General features: G+C 46.1%; 16 protein-coding genes and 1 pseudogene. 14 read left to right on the top strand and 3 right to left on the bottom strand.

The annotated features are described in order from the left end of the window. Nucleotides 1-2: 2 nt before the first annotated feature. A pseudogene (lspA, locus tag C5610_RS10390) lies at nt 3-516 on the bottom strand (signal peptidase II). 3 nt (nt 517-519) lie between these two features. After that, entirely contained in the window at nt 520-1,416 is an 897-nt protein-coding gene (locus tag C5610_RS10385; protein ID WP_004364974.1) for a cation transporter, read from the bottom strand. 95 nt (nt 1,417-1,511) lie between these two features. Here C5610_RS10385 and cadR point away from each other — a divergent pair, with 95 nt between their 5' ends. The 14 genes from cadR (at nt 1,512) to C5610_RS13830 (ending at nt 14,882) form a co-directional block, all read left to right on the top strand. Next, nucleotides 1,512-1,919 carry a Cd(II)/Pb(II)-responsive transcriptional regulator gene (gene cadR / locus C5610_RS10380; protein WP_004364961.1) on the top strand — a complete coding sequence of 136 codons (408 nt, stop codon included), beginning with the start codon at nt 1,512-1,514 and terminating at the stop codon, nt 1,917-1,919. 188 nt (nt 1,920-2,107) lie between these two features. Further along, a complete protein-coding gene (locus C5610_RS10375; RefSeq protein ID WP_241967841.1) occupies nt 2,108-2,758 on the top strand; it encodes an FAD-binding oxidoreductase in 651 nt (216 codons plus the stop codon). 658 nt (nt 2,759-3,416) lie between these two features. Then, the gene (locus C5610_RS10365) at nt 3,417-4,706 is read left to right on the top strand and encodes a TolC family protein (protein ID WP_262339864.1); all 1,290 of its coding nucleotides are present in this window, start codon (nt 3,417-3,419) and stop codon (nt 4,704-4,706) included. 1 nt (nt 4,707) lies between these two features. Beyond that, nucleotides 4,708-6,234 (top strand): efflux RND transporter periplasmic adaptor subunit, encoded by a 1,527-nt coding sequence (locus C5610_RS10360; protein ID WP_105307088.1) that lies wholly within the window; start codon nt 4,708-4,710, stop codon nt 6,232-6,234. Further along, a complete protein-coding gene (locus C5610_RS10355) occupies nt 6,227-9,352 on the top strand; it encodes an efflux RND transporter permease subunit (RefSeq protein ID WP_105307087.1) in 3,126 nt (1,041 codons plus the stop codon). The genes C5610_RS10360 and C5610_RS10355 overlap by 8 nt, the downstream gene beginning before the upstream one ends. A 99-nt stretch (nt 9,353-9,451) precedes the next feature. Next, a complete protein-coding gene (locus tag C5610_RS10350) occupies nt 9,452-9,829 on the top strand; it encodes a hypothetical protein (RefSeq protein WP_133540735.1) in 378 nt (125 codons plus the stop codon). 93 nt (nt 9,830-9,922) lie between these two features. Further along, nucleotides 9,923-10,261, top strand: a complete 339-nt coding sequence (locus C5610_RS10345) for a P-II family nitrogen regulator (protein WP_105307086.1) — start codon at nt 9,923-9,925, stop codon at nt 10,259-10,261. Between the two features lie 57 nt (nt 10,262-10,318). Continuing rightward, nucleotides 10,319-10,690 (top strand): cation transporter, encoded by a 372-nt coding sequence (locus tag C5610_RS10340; protein WP_105307085.1) that lies wholly within the window; start codon nt 10,319-10,321, stop codon nt 10,688-10,690. A gap of 27 nt (nt 10,691-10,717) precedes the next feature. Beyond that, entirely contained in the window at nt 10,718-11,176 is a 459-nt protein-coding gene (locus tag C5610_RS10335) for an ATPase (RefSeq protein ID WP_092841979.1), read from the top strand. 79 nt (nt 11,177-11,255) lie between these two features. Beyond that, nucleotides 11,256-13,517, top strand: a complete 2,262-nt coding sequence (locus C5610_RS10330; RefSeq protein WP_105307084.1) for a heavy metal translocating P-type ATPase — start codon at nt 11,256-11,258, stop codon at nt 13,515-13,517. Between the two features lie 37 nt (nt 13,518-13,554). Continuing rightward, nucleotides 13,555-13,908, top strand: a complete 354-nt coding sequence (locus C5610_RS10325) for a cupredoxin domain-containing protein (protein WP_105307083.1) — start codon at nt 13,555-13,557, stop codon at nt 13,906-13,908. A gap of 214 nt (nt 13,909-14,122) precedes the next feature. After that, the gene (locus tag C5610_RS10320) at nt 14,123-14,527 is read left to right on the top strand and encodes a hypothetical protein (RefSeq protein WP_262339863.1); all 405 of its coding nucleotides are present in this window, start codon (nt 14,123-14,125) and stop codon (nt 14,525-14,527) included. Nucleotide 14,528: 1 nt separating this feature from the next. Next, nucleotides 14,529-14,696 (top strand): DUF5676 family membrane protein, encoded by a 168-nt coding sequence (locus C5610_RS13880; protein ID WP_006956214.1) that lies wholly within the window; start codon nt 14,529-14,531, stop codon nt 14,694-14,696. A gap of 45 nt (nt 14,697-14,741) precedes the next feature. Continuing rightward, a complete protein-coding gene (locus C5610_RS13830; protein ID WP_153849795.1) occupies nt 14,742-14,882 on the top strand; it encodes a cupredoxin domain-containing protein in 141 nt (46 codons plus the stop codon). A gap of 141 nt (nt 14,883-15,023) precedes the next feature. On the opposite strand, the gene merA is transcribed toward C5610_RS13830, so the two are convergent. Beyond that, entirely contained in the window at nt 15,024-16,427 is a 1,404-nt protein-coding gene (gene merA / locus C5610_RS10310) for a mercury(II) reductase (RefSeq protein ID WP_105307081.1), read from the bottom strand. Nucleotides 16,428-16,461: the final 34 nt, after the last annotated feature.

Raw genomic sequence — 16,461 nt, 5'->3', positions numbered from 1 at the left:
TGTCAGTCAGATCCATCCGACTCGGCATTGGTGTTTGCTTTTTTTACCCAACAAGCTGCTGGAAACGAAAAGTAAGGCACCTAGGACAATTGCAATATCAGCCAGGTTGAAGGCCGGCCAATGCCAGTCTCGCCAATAGAAATCAAAGGAATCCACAACATAGCCGCGAAAGACCCGGTCAATCAGGTTGCCCATGGCGCCACCGAGGATAAGACTGTAAGCGATGGCTTCTCCTTTATGACGATTTTCAAGGATCAGCTTGATCAGAAGAATCGAGACCACTACCGCGATTCCGATAAAAAAGTAGCGCTGCCAGCCTCCACCATTCGCAAAAAGACTGAATGCGGCACCGGTGTTCCATAGGTGCACCCAGTTAAAGAACGGGGTCACCGAAACATACTCGCCATAGGCCATTGATTGCTGCACCAGCCACTTTACAGCCTGATCAGACGCTGCCAGCAGGCCCGATATGGACAATAGGGCATACGGCGAGAGCTTTTTGCCAATAATGAGCATTATTTAACCCTTCAACGCCAAAATGCGTCTGGCACCGTTAAGTACAATGCCCCCCGCGATGGTGCCGATAATCAGATCCGGATAATTGGAACCGGTCCACGCGACCAGGGCGCCGGCGGTGATGACCCCCAGGTTGATCACCACGTCGTTGGCCGAGAATATCCAGCTTGCCTTCATGTGCGCCCCGCCTTCCCGATGTTTGGATATGAGCAGCAGACAACTGGTATTGGCAATCAATGCGACGAATGCGATAGCCATCATCACCAGCGATTCAGGCTCACTACCGAATACAAAGCGTCTCACCACCTCTACGAGCACGCCCACAGCCAAGATCAGTTGCAGTACACCAGCAAGATGCGCGGCACGTACCTGCATTTTCACGCTATGTCCAACCGCATAAAGGGCAAGCCCGTACACCGCCGCATCGGCAAAATTGTCCAGGGATTCTCCAATCAGGCCGGTGGACCGGGCGATCAGACCGGCAGTCATTTCCACCACGAACAGAAGTGCATTGATGCCGAGCAACCAGCGCAGGGTCCCGGATTCTTGCTTAGCAGAAGCTGCCGAAAACTCGGCGGCCTTGATGGTCTCCGGATTTGCAGCGACGGTTTCCTGAAGCGAGGCGCCTAGCCCCAAGGTCTTCAGTTTCGAGGTGACGGGCTCGACCTCGCCGTCATGCACGACCTTCAGCCGGCGGTTCGACAAGTCGAAGGACAGCGCCCGAATCTCCTCAAAGCCGTTCAGGGCTAGGCGAATCATTCGTTCTTCTGATGGACAGTCCATCTTCGGCACGGCATAAACACTGACCCATCTCCCTGGCGCCTCGGAGGAGGCCTGTATATCGGTATCCGCTGCGGACGTTGCATCACCGCCACAGGCGCCACCACAGGATTTGCTCATGATACGACTCCACTTGAACAATGTTGTGGTACCATTTTAAACTATAAAGCTACTATAAGGTCAATAGAGTAAAGAATCCGTTGGGGAGGAGGCTGATGCGCATTGGTCAGTTGGCGCAGTTGGTAGGGGTCGAAACACAGACGATCCGCTTCTATGAACAGCAGGGCTTGTTGCCGCCGCCTGATCGGCAGGACAACGGTTACCGTGTCTATACCGAGAAGCATGGTGAGGGGCTGGCCTTCATCCGTCGCTGCAGAATCCTGGGCCTGTCACTGGCTGAGATTCACGAACTACAGAGCTATCAGGACGACCCTCATCAGCCTTGTACCGCCGTCAACGCCTTGCTCGATGATCACATCTCTCATGTGCGGTCGCAGATAACCGCTCTGCAAGCGCTTGAGAAACAACTCGTTTCACTGAGAGCGAGTTGCAACGATGACCGGGAAGTTGAGGCGTGTGGGGTTCTTGCTGGAATTAGCGAAGGAAACATGCACCAGCAGTAGGTGAAGCATCAACCAGATAATCCGATGAGATGCCGGTCTGTCTCACTCTCATGCAAAGGTAAGATCAACCATTTAATCCGCTTACCCCAAATTATGAAGTAAAGTTACATAATGAGGGGGTTAGTGATATAGCTTTAACACTCGATTCAAAGCGTCAACTGACTCCATCCATTATGGAGCTTACCTTTGTGAGTTCAGAGCCCGTTAATTATGAAGCCGGGCAGTTTATGCAGTTTCGTATTCCACACTTAAACGAAATATTGTCACGACATTACTCTGTTGCTACGCGGCCTCACCCGACTCGATTTGTGTTTAACATAAGGCAGCTGCCATCGCCAAGCGAAGGGGTACCGCCGGGGGTGGGATCAAATTACTTATGTAATTTAGAAGCTGGCGCTCGTGTCGATGCCGTTGGGCCATTTGGAGACTTCCAACTGGCAAAGCAAAACTCTCATACACAAGTCTTCATCGGGGGCGGCGCGGGTATTGCACCGTTGAGAGCGTTAATACAAAGTGAATTAGCAGCAGGCTCTCCTCGTCGCTGTATCTTTTTTTACGGCGCACGATATGAAAAAGAGCTCTGTTATAGGGATGAGTTCGAAAGAGATGAGCGGTTAAATTATATACCGGTACTTTCAGAGGTTGCTAAATCAGATGAGTGGGCCGGGCACACTGGCTTTGTGCACGAAACCGCAATGAAATGGTTGGCAGATGAAAACAAAAACACATTGGACGTTTACGTGTGTGGTCCTCCACCAATGCTGAAAGCAACGTTAAAGTCTCTTGCTGACTTTGGCGTTCCGCGAGAACAAGTAAGGTTCGATGACTTTGGTATTTAGAGCTTGAAAGCGCCTGAGTTAGCAATAAATCTGGGTGGTGATGTAGAAGTCGTATCACCATCTGGGTTGACTACCTCGTTATGGGTACTTCCTTTAATTGATTGATCTTTATCAGCCAAAAGAGATACAATGCAAGCATGTTTTTACAGCAGAACTTCGCATGTATCGTTTAATCATTGCTCTATTGCTATTGGCAGTAACAACAATGTCATTTTCACAAACTATCAGTACGGAAGAGGCCTGTATGCACGATTCTACTGAGCAGGTTTGTGATCTTGCTGATTGCGAAGTGTCGCACTCTCTTACCGATAATTGTTGCTCTGATTCAATGATGCGACATTGTTACAGTCCGTCAATTACTGTCGTTTATTCTGAGCAATCGACGGTTCCGCCTGTTGATAAGCTGCTTTTTAACGCAACCTCATTCTTAGATACGAATATTAAAGAAAAGCATTCTCTCTCGCTTTTTCGCCCCCCAATCCACTCTTAAAAATACGAAATTTCTCGCTCCTGGCGCGTCTATCGTCTAGGTAAAACACAGCTATAAACTTTGGTTCGGTCATTGTCGTTACGACGTCGTTCGTCGTCCTCGTTACGGTCCGACTCATAACTTGGTCTGTGTTTAATTTAAAAATTCACAGTTTTTGAGAGTAACAATATGAAACTTTTAAGAAGAATGGCTTATTTAGGTGTTCTGACTGTAGTGGTGCCAAATGTCGTTAATGCACAAGAGCCGCTTTTGAATTTGCAAGAAGCAGTGAGTATCGCTGTACAAGAAGATCCTTGGTTAACGGCAAGTAAGCAAACCCAAGAGGCATTCGCGAGTGAAGCGATAGCCTCTTCCAGTTTGCCTGACCCTAAAATATCATTCACGGCTGCCAGTTTCCCTGTTGACAGTTTTAGTTCAAGACAGGAAGGGATGACCCAGTTAGTCGTCGGTGTTTCACAAGCATTTCCCAGAGGAGACACATTATCGTTGTCTCGTAAGCAGAAAAACCAATTAGCTCAAAAACAACCGCTTTTGAGAGCGGATCGTATTGCAAAGGTCAAAACAACGGTCACGAAGTTGTGGTTAGATGTTTTTTTCTCTCAGCAAAGTATTCGCTTGATTGAATCGGATAGAGCGCTTTTTGAACAGTTAGTGTCAACCGCTAAGGCGAGTTATACCAGTACCGAGGGAAAAGCACGGCAGCAAGATGTTATTAGAGCCCAACTTGAGCTTACACGCCTGGATGATAGGTTGACGTCACTGCGACAAAAAGAGGAGCGACTTCAAAGCGAATTGTCGGAATGGATAGGTGTTATAGCGAAATCAAGGTTACCGGATGACCTTCCGAGTCTTACGCTGAAGAAGACATTGCTATCACCTTCGACAATACCGAAACAAGCCTTGTACGAATTGATAAAAGAACACCCGGTTTTGCAAGCGATCGATCAAGACATTTTGGCGTCGAAGACGTCTGTCGAGCTCGCTCAGCAAGGTTATAAACCGCAATGGTCAGCCAATCTGAAATATGGCCATAGAAACGACGATCCAAGCGGCAATGACCGTGCCAACTTGCTGTCAGCCGGGGTTACGTTCGATGTCCCTTTATTTACTGATAACAAACAGGATAAGCAGGTACGCTCAGCAAAGTTTAAAACGGAAGCAAAAAAAACTGAGAAGTTATTGGTTGCCAGGCAGTTAATAGCCAATTTACGCAGTACGTTTTTACAACTGAACCGTTTGAATGAACGTGCTGCCCTATATCACGAAGAGCTACTTCCACAAATGTCCGCCCAGTCTGAAGCCGCATTGACTGCCTACAAAAATGATGATGGCGACTTTGCCGAGGCGGTACGGTCACAGATTGCGGAAATCGACGCAAAAATTGATGCATTAGCAATCGCCATCAACCGCCAAAAATTGATTGCCGAAGCAAACTACTTATTACTTTCAGGAGTGTAAAATGAAAACAGTCACCAAATCTCTTATAAGTTTAGCTGTAGGCTTTGCAGTTGGCGCTGGCGCTATTGGCTATGTAATGCAATCGACTGAAGTGTCTGATCGTTCATCGGGCAATGCAGAAAAAGAGCCGTTATATTGGGTGGCTCCGATGGATCCCAATTATCGCCGAGACAAACCAGGAAAGTCTCCAATGGGGATGGACCTTATTCCTTACTATGGCGATGATGCAGAAGAGAGTTCACCTGGTACGGTGAGAATTGATCCCGACGTTATTAATAACCTTGGGGTTACAACTGCAACCGTCACGTCCTCGAGACTCAACCTGGATATCGAAACAGTTGGCTATGTTCAGTTTGATGAGGACCGAGTTTTAACAGTAAGTCCTCGTGTTGAAGGTTGGATTGAAAACCTTTTTGTAAAAGCGGTCGGTAACTCGGTTAAAGCAGGCCAACCGTTATACAGTATTTACTCACCGGAAATGGTTAATGCTCAAGAGGAGCTTGTACTAGCCTCGCAGCGAGGTAAACAGGTGCTAATTGATGCCGCTGAAGAACGCTTAAGAGCTCTGCAAGTCTCTGAATCTGAGATTAAGAAGTTAAAAGAAACTCGTAAAATTCAGAAAACAATCACGGTAAAAGCAAAGCAGTCCGGGGTATTGGATAGACTGACTGTGCGTGAAGGTGCGTTTGTAACGCCGAGTATGAATTTAATGACCATTGCTCAACTGGATAAAATTTGGGTTATTGCAGAAGTCTTTGAGCGGCAATTGAACCAGGTTGAGGTAGGCAATGACGTTCAAATGAACCTTGAGTATGCTCCAGGTAAAGAGTGGCAAGGAAAGGTTGATTATGTCTATCCGTCACTTAACCCTAAAACTCGGACGGGACAAGTTCGAATTCGCTTCGACAACCCAGATGGTTTTTTAAAACCGGGCATGTTTGCGAATCTTAACATTAAGGCTGGTTTAGGCGACAAAAACTTAATCATCCCTAAAGAAGCGCTTATCCGAATGGGTGATTCGAACCGAGTTGTCCTGGCACTGGGTGATGGGAAATTTAAATCAGTTAATGTTGACGTTGGGCGGTTAGGTAGCTCGCGAGTTGAGATTTTATCGGGTCTTATGGCAGGTGATGAAATTGTTACATCGGCTCAGTTCTTAATTGACTCTGAGTCCAGTAAGTCTTCCGACTTTAAACGTATGAACCACGACTCTAACACTGATAGCGAGAGCCACGACAGTATGTCAAGTGACGCAGCAGCTCAAGCTGTCTGGGTTGAAGCAACCGTTAAAAATGTTATGCCTCAGCACTCGATGGTTACGCTGGAGCACGGTGAGATTTCTGAATGGGACTGGCCTGCAATGACGATGGACTTCGATGTTGCTTCGGATGTTGAACTTTCTCAGCTTAGCACGGGGTTATCCTTGCATGCGGAAATAACGCAAGTCGGGAAGCAACAGTACCAGCTCACATCGATTCATATTCCTGAGCAAAAACAAGTGACAGAGCAGGAGCATAACCATGATTAAGTCAGTCATTCGATGGTCAGTGAGTAACCGTTTTTTCGTTCTTCTGGCGACATTAATCCTCGTGGGTGTTGGTGCTTTTGCGGTTAAGAATACGCCCGTAGACGCACTGCCGGACTTGTCGGATGTCCAGGTGATCATTAAAACCAGCTATCCGGGTCAAGCGCCGCAGGTGGTAGAAGATCAAGTAACCTATCCATTAACAACCGCTATGCTGTCTGTCCCCGGCGCTAAAACCGTCCGTGGATATTCGTTTTTCGGCGACTCCTATGTGTATGTCATTTTTGACGAAGATACAGACGCTTACTGGGCGCGTTCGCGAGTACTGGAATATTTGTCTCAGGTTGCTCCGACATTGCCTTCTAATGCAAGACCGCAATTAGGCCCTGATGCAACAGGGGTTGGTTGGGTGTATTTGTATGCCTTGGTTGATCGCACGGGTAACCACAATTTGAGTGAGTTACGCAGTATGCAGGATTGGTTTTTAAAGTATGAACTGCAAACGGTCGAGGGGGTTTCAGAAGTTGCCGCCCTGGGCGGGATGGTAAAGCAGTACCAGGTGAAAGTGGATCCGGAGAAGCTGCGCGCATTCGATATTCCTCTTGCTCACATACAAAATGCTATCCAGCGAGGCAATCAGGAAGTGGGGGCGTCGGTGGTTGAAATGGCGGAAGCTGAGTATATGGTCCGGGCCTCAGGCTATATTGATAGTGTGTCAGACTTAGAGAGTATCCCGCTTGGCGTTGATGAAAATGGCACGCCATTATTGCTTAAAGACGTTGCTGATGTGGGTGTGGGCCCCCAAATGAGACGCGGTATCGCCGAACTCAACGGTGAGGGAGAAGCCGTGGGCGGCATTGTGGTAATGCGCTTCGGAGAAAATGCCCAAAAAACGATTGATGGCGTTAAACAAAAGTTGGATGAGTTAAAGTCGGGGCTACCAGAAGGTGTCGATATTGTCACTGTCTATGATCGTTCGGGGCTTATCTCGGATGCCGTGGAAAGTCTCTGGAAAAGTTTAATAGAAGAACTCGCTATTGTCGCGTTTATCTGTGTGATATTTCTCTTCCATGTCCGCTCCTCGCTGGTTGCCGTTATCAGCTTGCCTTTGGGTATTTTAACCGCGTTTATTGTCATGTATTGGCAAGGAATTAACGCGAATATTATGTCACTTGGAGGGATCGCAATCGCTATTGGCGCTATGCTCGATGGTGCCATCGTCATGATTGAAAATATGCATAAGCATATGGAAAAAACGCCACTGACAGCAGAGAACCGCTGGCGGGTGGTTGCCGCCTCTGCTTCAGAGGTGGGCCCTGCTCTTTTCTTTAGCTTGCTCATTATTACCGTCAGCTTTATGCCGGTATTTACCTTAGAAGCCCAGGAAGGGCGGATGTTTTCTCCGCTTGCTTTCACGAAAACTTACGCAATGGCAGCCAGTGCAGCCTTAGCGGTTACCGTTATCCCCGTGTTGATGGGATATTTTATCAGAGGAAAGGTAACACCTGAGGGGAAAAACCCGCTTAATCGGTTATTGATCGCCGGGTATAAACCGCTTTTAAAAGGCATTTTGAAATACCCCAAGACAGCAGTTGTCGGAGCGCTTGTTATCCTGGCCGTTGGTGTCTGGCCGATTGACAAAATTGGTAGTGAATTTATTCCAGATTTGGATGAGGGCGATTTGATGTATATGCCCACTACCTATCCCGGATTATCAATTGGTAAAGCAAGGGAGCTGTTGCAGCAAACCGACAAGCTCATAAAAACGGTACCGGAAGTGAAGACGGTTTTTGGCAAAATTGGTCGAGCGGATACCGCCACTGATCCGGCACCCCTAACGATGATTGAAACCTTTATTCAACTGAAACCGAAAGATCAGTGGAGAGACGGTATGACCACTGAGAAGTTGAAAAAAGAACTGGATGCGCTTGTAAAGTTTCCGGGGCTGACCAATGCGTGGGTTTACCCCATTAAAACTCGCATTGATATGCTATCGACAGGTATCAAAACGCCGGTAGGTATAAAAGTTGCCGGAGCCGATCTTAATGAAATTCAGACGATAGGGCAGCAGCTTGAAGCAATACTTGATGATGTCGATGGTACGGCTTCTGTTTATTCAGAGCGAGTGGCAGGTGGACGCTATGTCAAAGTTGACATAGAAAGAGAGCAGGCTGCACGTTATGGCTTGAACATTGAGGATGTGCAGCAGGTCGTTGCCACGGCTATTGGTGGAATGAATGTTTCAGAGACCATTGAAGGGCTTGAACGTTACCCAATAAACTTGCGCTACCCTCAAGATTACCGTGATTCGCCGGAAGAATTAAAGAAGCTACCTTTAGTTACGCCAAACGGGCAGCGTATTAGTTTGGCGGATGTGGCTGATGTCTACGTTGAACTTGGACCGCCGGCAATTAAAAGCGAAAACGCAAGACTTAATGGCTGGACTTTTGTCGACATTGAGGGAGTTGATGTCGGCACTTATGTTGAAAAAGCAATGAAGGTTGTAGAACAAGAACTCGAGTTGCCAGCAGGGTATTCAGTTACCTGGTCCGGGCAGTACGAATATATGGAAAGGGCAAAGGAAAAACTGACTTACGTGATTCCGTTAACGCTCGCGATTATTATCGTTCTTTTGTACATGAATTTTCGAAATGCCACGGAAATCGCGATCATACTGGGAACCTTACCTCTTGCGTTGGTCGGTTCAATTTGGCTGATGTATCTTTTAGATTATAACTTCTCAGTTGCTGTAGCGGTTGGCTTTATAGCACTAGCGGGGGTTACCGTAGAAATAGGGATATTAATGCTGACTTATCTTAATCAGTCCTATAACGAATACGAACAACGCCAACTAGAGCAAGGTAAAGCTTTGACTAAAGACGGTGTTTCTCGCGCTGTAATGGAAGGGGCTGGGCTTCGTGTTCGTCCTGTCATGATGACGGCTGTTTCTACAATTGCAGGTCTACTGCCTATTATGTTCAGCACAGGAACTGGTGCTGAAGTGGTTAGCCGAATAGCCGCCCCGATGGTTGGAGGAATGATCAGTGCGGTTATTCTAACCTTGCTCGTGTTACCCGCTGTTTACTACTTGTGGCGTGGGCAAAAGGTTAAGCGTGTATAAGACCAATTATTTTAGTTAAGAGACGCACATCATTGATCTTGATCAATGATGTGCGCTAACAAGTATGCTAGGTTAAAATTCGGGATTGGGGACACACATATGGCGCAAACAAAATTTTTAGTTGTGCTTATGCTAGGAATAGTAATTCAACTATCCTTCCCAGCTGCTCCTGTCCATAATACTGCCTCCAGCGCAGAGCACGTAATCAACGTTAATCAGGCAGATGTTGCAAACGAGAGAAAAAGCAACATTCATTGTGATGACGACGAACAACCTGCCAGTAAAACGTGCTGTTATTGTTTAACGGACTCTGCTGATACATGTTTAATGGATGCGGGGTGCAACTCTGCAAGCTCACCTTTAGTATTAATTCCGTTCAATTTACCAATAAAGTCAATTGGTTACTTGCAGCATCCTCTTTCATATGAAGGGAATGTTAAGCAAATGTCTTTTGATATTTTTTATCCTCCGAAATAGCTCCTGCTGAATTTCAATTAAAACTTTTTTCGAAATTTAATCATGCTAGATAGAGCTCTTAAGTTAAGTGACTTAAGGCTTGTAGGAGAATATATGAACCTATCTAAAATTACCGCTATTTTTGATCAACTTCGACAAGACTCAGTGGAAGAGGCTCTCATCGGCCGTGGCGTTAGCGGCTTTACGCTGTTTCCTGTGCGAGGACGGGGTTACTACTTCGATAGCTATAACGATGATCACTTAGTTGATCACGTACAGCTTGAAGTTTATGTGAACAGTGATGATGCGCGTGATGTTGCCCTCTTGGTAGTTGAAGCGGCCCATACTGGGGTACCTAACGAGGGATTAGTTTCTATCTCGCCAATCGATGAATTGTTCTGGGTTCACGATAAACGAGCAGCCACTAATAAAGAGCTTTCGTTACAAAGTTAACACCGAGCAAATGTTGCCTGAAACGTATTGGTAGTTTTAATTAACAGGACAGTACTAATGTCAACTAACGATCATAGAGCCGGAGTGCGGGAAATTAACTTAGTCAATCGCACGTTAAAGCTAAACACTGAGAGTGTGAAAAAAGTTCGCGAAGCGATTAACGAAATCGATCGCTTGGTTGGCCTTGATAGCGTTGCCTATGACTCTGAGCATAACTTGTTATTGGTCGCTTATGATGCCTCTAAAGTGGATCTCAATGTTATAGAGGAAAAGCTCAGGAAGTTTGGTGTTGAAATAAATAGTGGGTGGTGGACTCATCTGAAAGAAGAGTACTACAAGTTTATTGACCAAAATATTAAAGATAATTCGGAACATACACCGTGGAGTTGTCACAGAAGTCCGCCAGTTAACAAAAGCAAACGAAAGTAACGATTAATTATAGGTAAGGAGTAAAAAATGCAAATAGAAACAATCAAAGATGTGCTGAGTTGGACCGTTGATTTCCACAAAAACCTGAAGGAGTGTGTGACTCACTGCTCTAAACAAAACCAAGATGAACGAGCTCGGATGATTCTAAACTACGTGTCGGGTCATGAGGCTAGCTTAGAGCGAATGGTCGAAGGTTTTTTGAGTACAGCAAACCGAAATGCATTAGACACTTGGTGTTATGACTATATTGGGAAACATCCCATCGTTGAGCATGGGCACTGCGATTCGCCTTTTAAAGAGTTAGATACCGATCACATTATGGAGAAGGTTGTAAACCATCATGAGCAAGTCATAGAACTGTATGAACACCTATATTCCCGTGTTGATATAGATAGCGCAAAAGAGCTGCTAGAAACGGTAAAGAACGTTGAAGAAAATGAAATTAAACGAATGGTGCAAACTGCGAATCGATTTTCGGATATGTAGTGAGTGACGGTTTTATCGTTGGTACTTTGCGGGAAATAGCTGTTGCTTGGCTCGTTTCCCGTCAATAAGGAGCACAGGTATGGGTGTAAAAACTGAGGACGTTCGTAGTCGTTCCATTGAGGAACTCATTATCGAGGGAGCCGGTTGCGCGAGTTGTGTTGGCAAAATCGAAAATGCATTAAAGTCTGTATCCGGCGTGGAAAATGCAGAGATGAACTTTGCCCAGCGAACGGTCAGTGTGACTGGAACAGCAAATCCGAGCGCTTTAGTGAAAGCAGTAGAGAGGGCGGGGTATAGCGCTAAAGTAGCCACGTCCGAAAGTGACGGTGATGCGTTGGCAGAAAAAGAGCAAGCCGACTGGGCTTATTACAAGCGGCTGATGCGGGAGATGACCGTTGCGCTGTCGTTAGGTGTACCTCTCATGATTTATAGCCTTTTTGTTGGTGAAATGACGGTGACCACTGCCACAGAGCGTGTGACATGGTTAGTCGTAGGTATTCTAACGTTAGGTGTACTTTACTTTTCGGGCAAACACTTCTTCGTCGGTGCCTGGCAATCTTTGAAAAATCATTCCGCTAATATGGATACGCTGATCGCACTTGGTACTGGTACCGCCTGGTTGTATTCCATGGTGGTTGTATTGGTTCCGCACCTGGTTCCGGAAATGGCGCGTCACGTATACTTTGAAGCGACCGCAATGATTATCGGTTTGATCAATTTGGGGCTGGCACTTGAACTGAAAGCTCGTGGGCGCACGTCCGAAGCCATAAAACGTCTCATTGGTTTGCAGGCGAAAACCGCAAGGGTGATTCGTGACGATAAACAATTGGATATCGCTATCGAAGACGTACTCGAGGAGGACGTAGTACGTGTTCGTCCCGGAGAAAAAATCCCTGTTGATGGAAAAGTTATAGAGGGAAGTACCACCGTTGATGAATCTATGCTAACGGGTGAACCCATGCCCGTGGAAAAATCAGTTGGTGATGACGTTGTGGCGGGCACGATAAATAAAAGTGGTTCCTTTTTGTTTCAAGCGACAAGAGTCGGAAAAGATACAGCACTTGCTCAAATTATTAACATGGTGAAACGGGCGCAAAACTCTAAGCCCCCAATCGGTCGTCTTGCCGATATTATTTCAGCTTACTTTGTGCCAGTCGTTATGATTATCGCTGTTATCAGTGCTCTAGCTTGGCTTAACTTTGGGCCTGAGCCGGCACTGGCCTTTGCTGTGGTATCAGCGACCACTGTCTTGATTATTGCTTGCCCTTGCGCATTAGGCCTGGCGACGCCTATGTCGGTAATGGTGGGTGTAGGAAAAGCCGCAGAGGCAGGTGTGCTGATTCGCAATGGCGAAGCATTGCAAACAGCGTCGAAAGTATCGGCTATGATCCTGGATAAAACGGGCACCATTACACTTGGTTCTCCTAAAGTCACCGACGTATTAGTAGCGAGTGAGTACGATGAGCAAACCGTACTGCAACTTGCAGCGACACTTGAGTCTGGCTCTGAACATCCGCTAGCACAGGCGATAGTTGAGTCAGCCAGGGAAAGAGGGATTAAGACAAGTAAGGTCTCGAACTTCAACGCCATCGCTGGTCATGGCGTGGAGGCAGAAGTTGACGGGAAGTCCCTCCTTTTCGGTAATGAAAAGCTGTTGCGTGAACGTCAAGTTGAGCTCGGTAACTTTGTTGAAAAAGCCCAAGGCTTAGCTGCTGAAGCTAAGACGCCTATGTACTTTGCCGTTGATAATGAGTTAGCTGCAATTATTGCAGTTGCCGACCCGATAAAAGACGACTCCGTAGCCGCCATTAAACGTTTGCAAGATAACGGTGTGCGAGTAGTGATGCTTACTGGTGATAATCGCGCGACAGCAGAAGCAGTTGCTGAAAAAGTAGGAATTAAAGAATTTTTCGCTGAAGTTCTGCCGGAAGAAAAATCAAAAAAGGTTCAGGAGCTGCAGATGGAAGGCGAAATCGTTGGCATGACGGGAGATGGTATTAATGATGCGCCAGCACTGGCTATTGCCAACGTGGGCTTCGCCATCGGTACGGGCACGGATGTAGCCATTGAAAGTGCTGACATTACTTTGATGCGGGGGTCGTTACATGGTCTAGCTGATGCAGTAGCTGTAAGTAAGGCTACTCTGCGCAATATCAAGCAGAATCTATTCGGTGCTTTTATTTACAACGTGGCAGGTATACCTTTTGCCGCAGGTGTACTGTACCCGTTTCTCGGCATTCTATTAAGCCCTGTCATTGCCGGTGCAGCCATGGCTTTTTCGTCACTCACGGTAGTGAGTAACGCTAATCGGTTGCGCTTTTTCAAAGCGAAGAGTCACTGATTCCTCTTTTAATTAGAGCTCTTTCAGGAGAGTAAAAATGTTATTTATTAATATCGCTGGCTTAACATTAATTGCACTGATTGTCTGGTGGTTTTGGCTTTATGAACCTGCTGAGAAACAGGCGGAAGAAGGTGAGATTGTAATTACTGTAGAAAACGGTACCTACTCACCTTCGCGTATAAAGGTGCGAGAAGGCAAGCCTGTTGAGCTTAAATTTCTGCGAAAGGATCAATCTCCTTGCTCTGAAACTTTGCTCATTCCCAAGCTAGAAATAAGTGAAACGTTGCCTTCTAACAAATTAAAGCAAATTCAAATACCAGCGCTGGAACCCGGAGAGTACGACTTTCATTGCCAGATGCAAATGTATCGGGGAAAGCTAGTTGTCGGTTAAATGGCTTAAAACGTCCAGGTCACAATATGAGCTTTAAAAGTTTCCCGTTAGATTCGATGAAATTCAATTTCATCGAAGGCATTGAAGGATTCGGCAATAAATATCGCCGTTATATGAGGTCTACGTCAGCGTGGGCTCCAAGATTTAACGATAGTGAAACAAAGTAAAATTAATGAGACCAATACAATTTGGTCATAGTCAAGAGGGTAATAAAATGAAAAAAGTACTTTCAGCTTTAACTATCACAGCTTTAATGGCCTCTCCTGTCTTTGCTGATGCACAGCATAAACATGGTGATGATAAAACAGGTTCAATGAGTGGAATGATGCATCATGAAAAAATGACATCAATGAATGAGCACATGCAAGAAATGCGCGAAGCTATGGAAAAAATAAAAAGCGAATCCGATCCCAAGAAACGTAAAAAACTAATGGAAGAACACATGAAGTCAATGCAGAAGGGAATGCAAATGATGAACCATGGGATGGATAAAGGCATGAACAAAGGAGAACATAAAAAGGGAGACAAAGCAGAGCAAATGGGCAAAGAGAATATGATGAATAAAATGAAAATGATGGAGCATAGAATGGATATGATGCAAATGATGATAGCTCTCTAGCATGATGGCTTTAACAGAAGGCATGGTTCACGGAAAACTCTCTGGTTTCGAGTGGCATTTGAGTTTTAGTGGATTTGTTACGGGATTATTCGGGTGGTCCTTGGGAGCTATGATTACTGGCTGGCTAATTGTAACGTTATATAATAAACAAATGAAAACGGCTAAATGAGATTGTTGTCAAACTGGAAGCCTTTAAATCTGTTGCTCTGAAACTTTGCTTATTCCTGATCTGGGGATCAGCGATACTTTACCGACCAATAAGTTAAAGTTGATCGAATTGCCAGTATTAAAGACCGGAGAATACGATTTTCATTGTCAGATGCAAAGGTATCTAGGAAAACTTATTGTCAAATAAGTGAGACAAATAAGGGTAATATGAATGAAAAAAAAGTGCTTATAACAACTATTATCACTCCTGAACTAGCTTAACCTATCACCAACCAGCAGCTAAACCCGAAATATTGGTAACTGTCCAGTGAAGTTAAGCTAGGTTATCTCATCCAGCGCAGCAAGATAATTGCTTAACATCTTTAGTGAATGTTTGAGCACATAACTTTAAGCCTTCTACCATCGTAAGGTATGGGAAGAGCTCATCAGCCAACTCATTGACTGTCATTCCTGCTCTTATCGCCATTACAGCAGCTTGAATCAACTCACCAGCTTCTCCTGCGACGACTTGAACACCGAGCAGCCGGCCGCTGCCACTTTCTGCGAGAATTTTTATAAACCCTTGGGTATCGAAGTTAACCAATGCCCGTGGGACATTTTCAAGGCCCAACGTGCGGCTTTCGGTGACGTAACCACCAGTTTTAGCATCAGCTTCTGATAAACCCACCGTGGCGACTTGTGGATCAGTAAAGATAACCTCGGGCATGGCACTGAGATCAAGATGCGCATCACCGCCCGTCATGTTAATAGCGGCTCGGCTGCCGCCTGCGGCGGCGACATAGACAAACTTCGGCTGATTCGTACAGTCGCCTGCCGCATATACTCTTGAGTTAGAGGTTTGCATGCGATCGTTAATCGTTATTGCACCGCGTTCAGTTTGTACACCGATGGTTTTTAAATCGAGGTTTTCCGTATTGGGCGTACGGCCTGTGGCCACGAGCAGTTGTTCTGCTTTTAATGTTCCGGCATTGGTTTTGAGAATGAAGTGTTGTCCGTCGTAACGCACTTCGCTGGCTTCTGTATGCTCAAGCACATTGATGCCTTCGCGATCAAAAACAGTCGCTATTGCTTCACCAATGGCAGGCTCGTCTTGGGATAACACTCGACTGCGGGCCAAAACAGTAACGTCACTACCGAGACGCGCGAAGGCTTGTGCTAACTCAAGAGCAACGACCGAGGCTCCAATAATAAGGAGGCTCTTAGGAATGTCATTTAGCTCTAATGCGCTTGTCGAAGTAAGGTAAGGGGTTTCAGCTAAGCCGGGGATGGGTGGTTGTGCGGGTCGGGCCCCGGTGCCGATAAAAGCACGGTCAAAGTGAACCGTTTGCTCACCGCCATCGCAAAGTGATACGGAAAGAGTTTCATCGTCTATAAAGCGGGCTTCGCCGTTAATAACGGTAATGGCGGAATTCTCTCTAAGAATACTCTGGTATTTGGATTCACGGAGTTCTTCTACCCGAGCCTGTTGTTGCTCGAGGAGAGCTGATCGATTTACCTTAAGAGTATGGGTACTTAAGCCTTTATCAAAAGGGCTTTCTCGCCGCAGTTGGGCGATATGAGCCGCTCGGATCATGATTTTAGACGGGACACAGCCAATATTGACACAAGTTCCGCCAATAGTACCTCTCTCAATGAGCGTCACTCGGGCACCTCCCTCGGTCGCTTTGAGTGCCGCAGCCATCGCACTGCCGCCGCTACCAATGACAGCAATGTGTAAATTGTTATTACTCATAACGGTTACTCCTTGGTCTTTCAGTTTTACAGCA

This window comes from Idiomarina sp. OT37-5b, assembly GCF_002968395.1.
Classification (GTDB): domain Bacteria; phylum Pseudomonadota; class Gammaproteobacteria; order Enterobacterales; family Alteromonadaceae; genus Idiomarina; species Idiomarina aquatica.
This window is presented reverse-complemented; position numbering and strand designations above follow the sequence as displayed.

Bases quoted from the DNA above. Each gene is read 5' to 3' on its own strand.
- C5610_RS10385 (WP_004364974.1), bottom strand. From the start codon at position 1,416: ATGAGCAAATCCTGTGGTGGCGCCTGTGGCGGTGATGCAACGTCCGCA.
- cadR (WP_004364961.1), top strand. From the start codon at position 1,512: ATGCGCATTGGTCAGTTGGCGCAGTTGGTAGGGGTCGAAACACAGACG.
- C5610_RS10365 (WP_262339864.1), top strand. From the start codon at position 3,417: ATGAAACTTTTAAGAAGAATGGCTTATTTAGGTGTTCTGACTGTAGTG.
- C5610_RS10360 (WP_105307088.1), top strand. From the start codon at position 4,708: ATGAAAACAGTCACCAAATCTCTTATAAGTTTAGCTGTAGGCTTTGCA.
- C5610_RS10355 (WP_105307087.1), top strand. From the start codon at position 6,227: ATGATTAAGTCAGTCATTCGATGGTCAGTGAGTAACCGTTTTTTCGTT.
- C5610_RS10350 (WP_133540735.1), top strand. From the start codon at position 9,452: ATGGCGCAAACAAAATTTTTAGTTGTGCTTATGCTAGGAATAGTAATT.
- C5610_RS10345 (WP_105307086.1), top strand. From the start codon at position 9,923: ATGAACCTATCTAAAATTACCGCTATTTTTGATCAACTTCGACAAGAC.
- C5610_RS10340 (WP_105307085.1), top strand. From the start codon at position 10,319: ATGTCAACTAACGATCATAGAGCCGGAGTGCGGGAAATTAACTTAGTC.
- C5610_RS10335 (WP_092841979.1), top strand. From the start codon at position 10,718: ATGCAAATAGAAACAATCAAAGATGTGCTGAGTTGGACCGTTGATTTC.
- C5610_RS10330 (WP_105307084.1), top strand. From the start codon at position 11,256: ATGGGTGTAAAAACTGAGGACGTTCGTAGTCGTTCCATTGAGGAACTC.
- C5610_RS10325 (WP_105307083.1), top strand. From the start codon at position 13,555: ATGTTATTTATTAATATCGCTGGCTTAACATTAATTGCACTGATTGTC.
- C5610_RS10320 (WP_262339863.1), top strand. From the start codon at position 14,123: ATGAAAAAAGTACTTTCAGCTTTAACTATCACAGCTTTAATGGCCTCT.
- C5610_RS13880 (WP_006956214.1), top strand. From the start codon at position 14,529: ATGATGGCTTTAACAGAAGGCATGGTTCACGGAAAACTCTCTGGTTTC.
- merA (WP_105307081.1), bottom strand. From the start codon at position 16,427: ATGAGTAATAACAATTTACACATTGCTGTCATTGGTAGCGGCGGCAGT.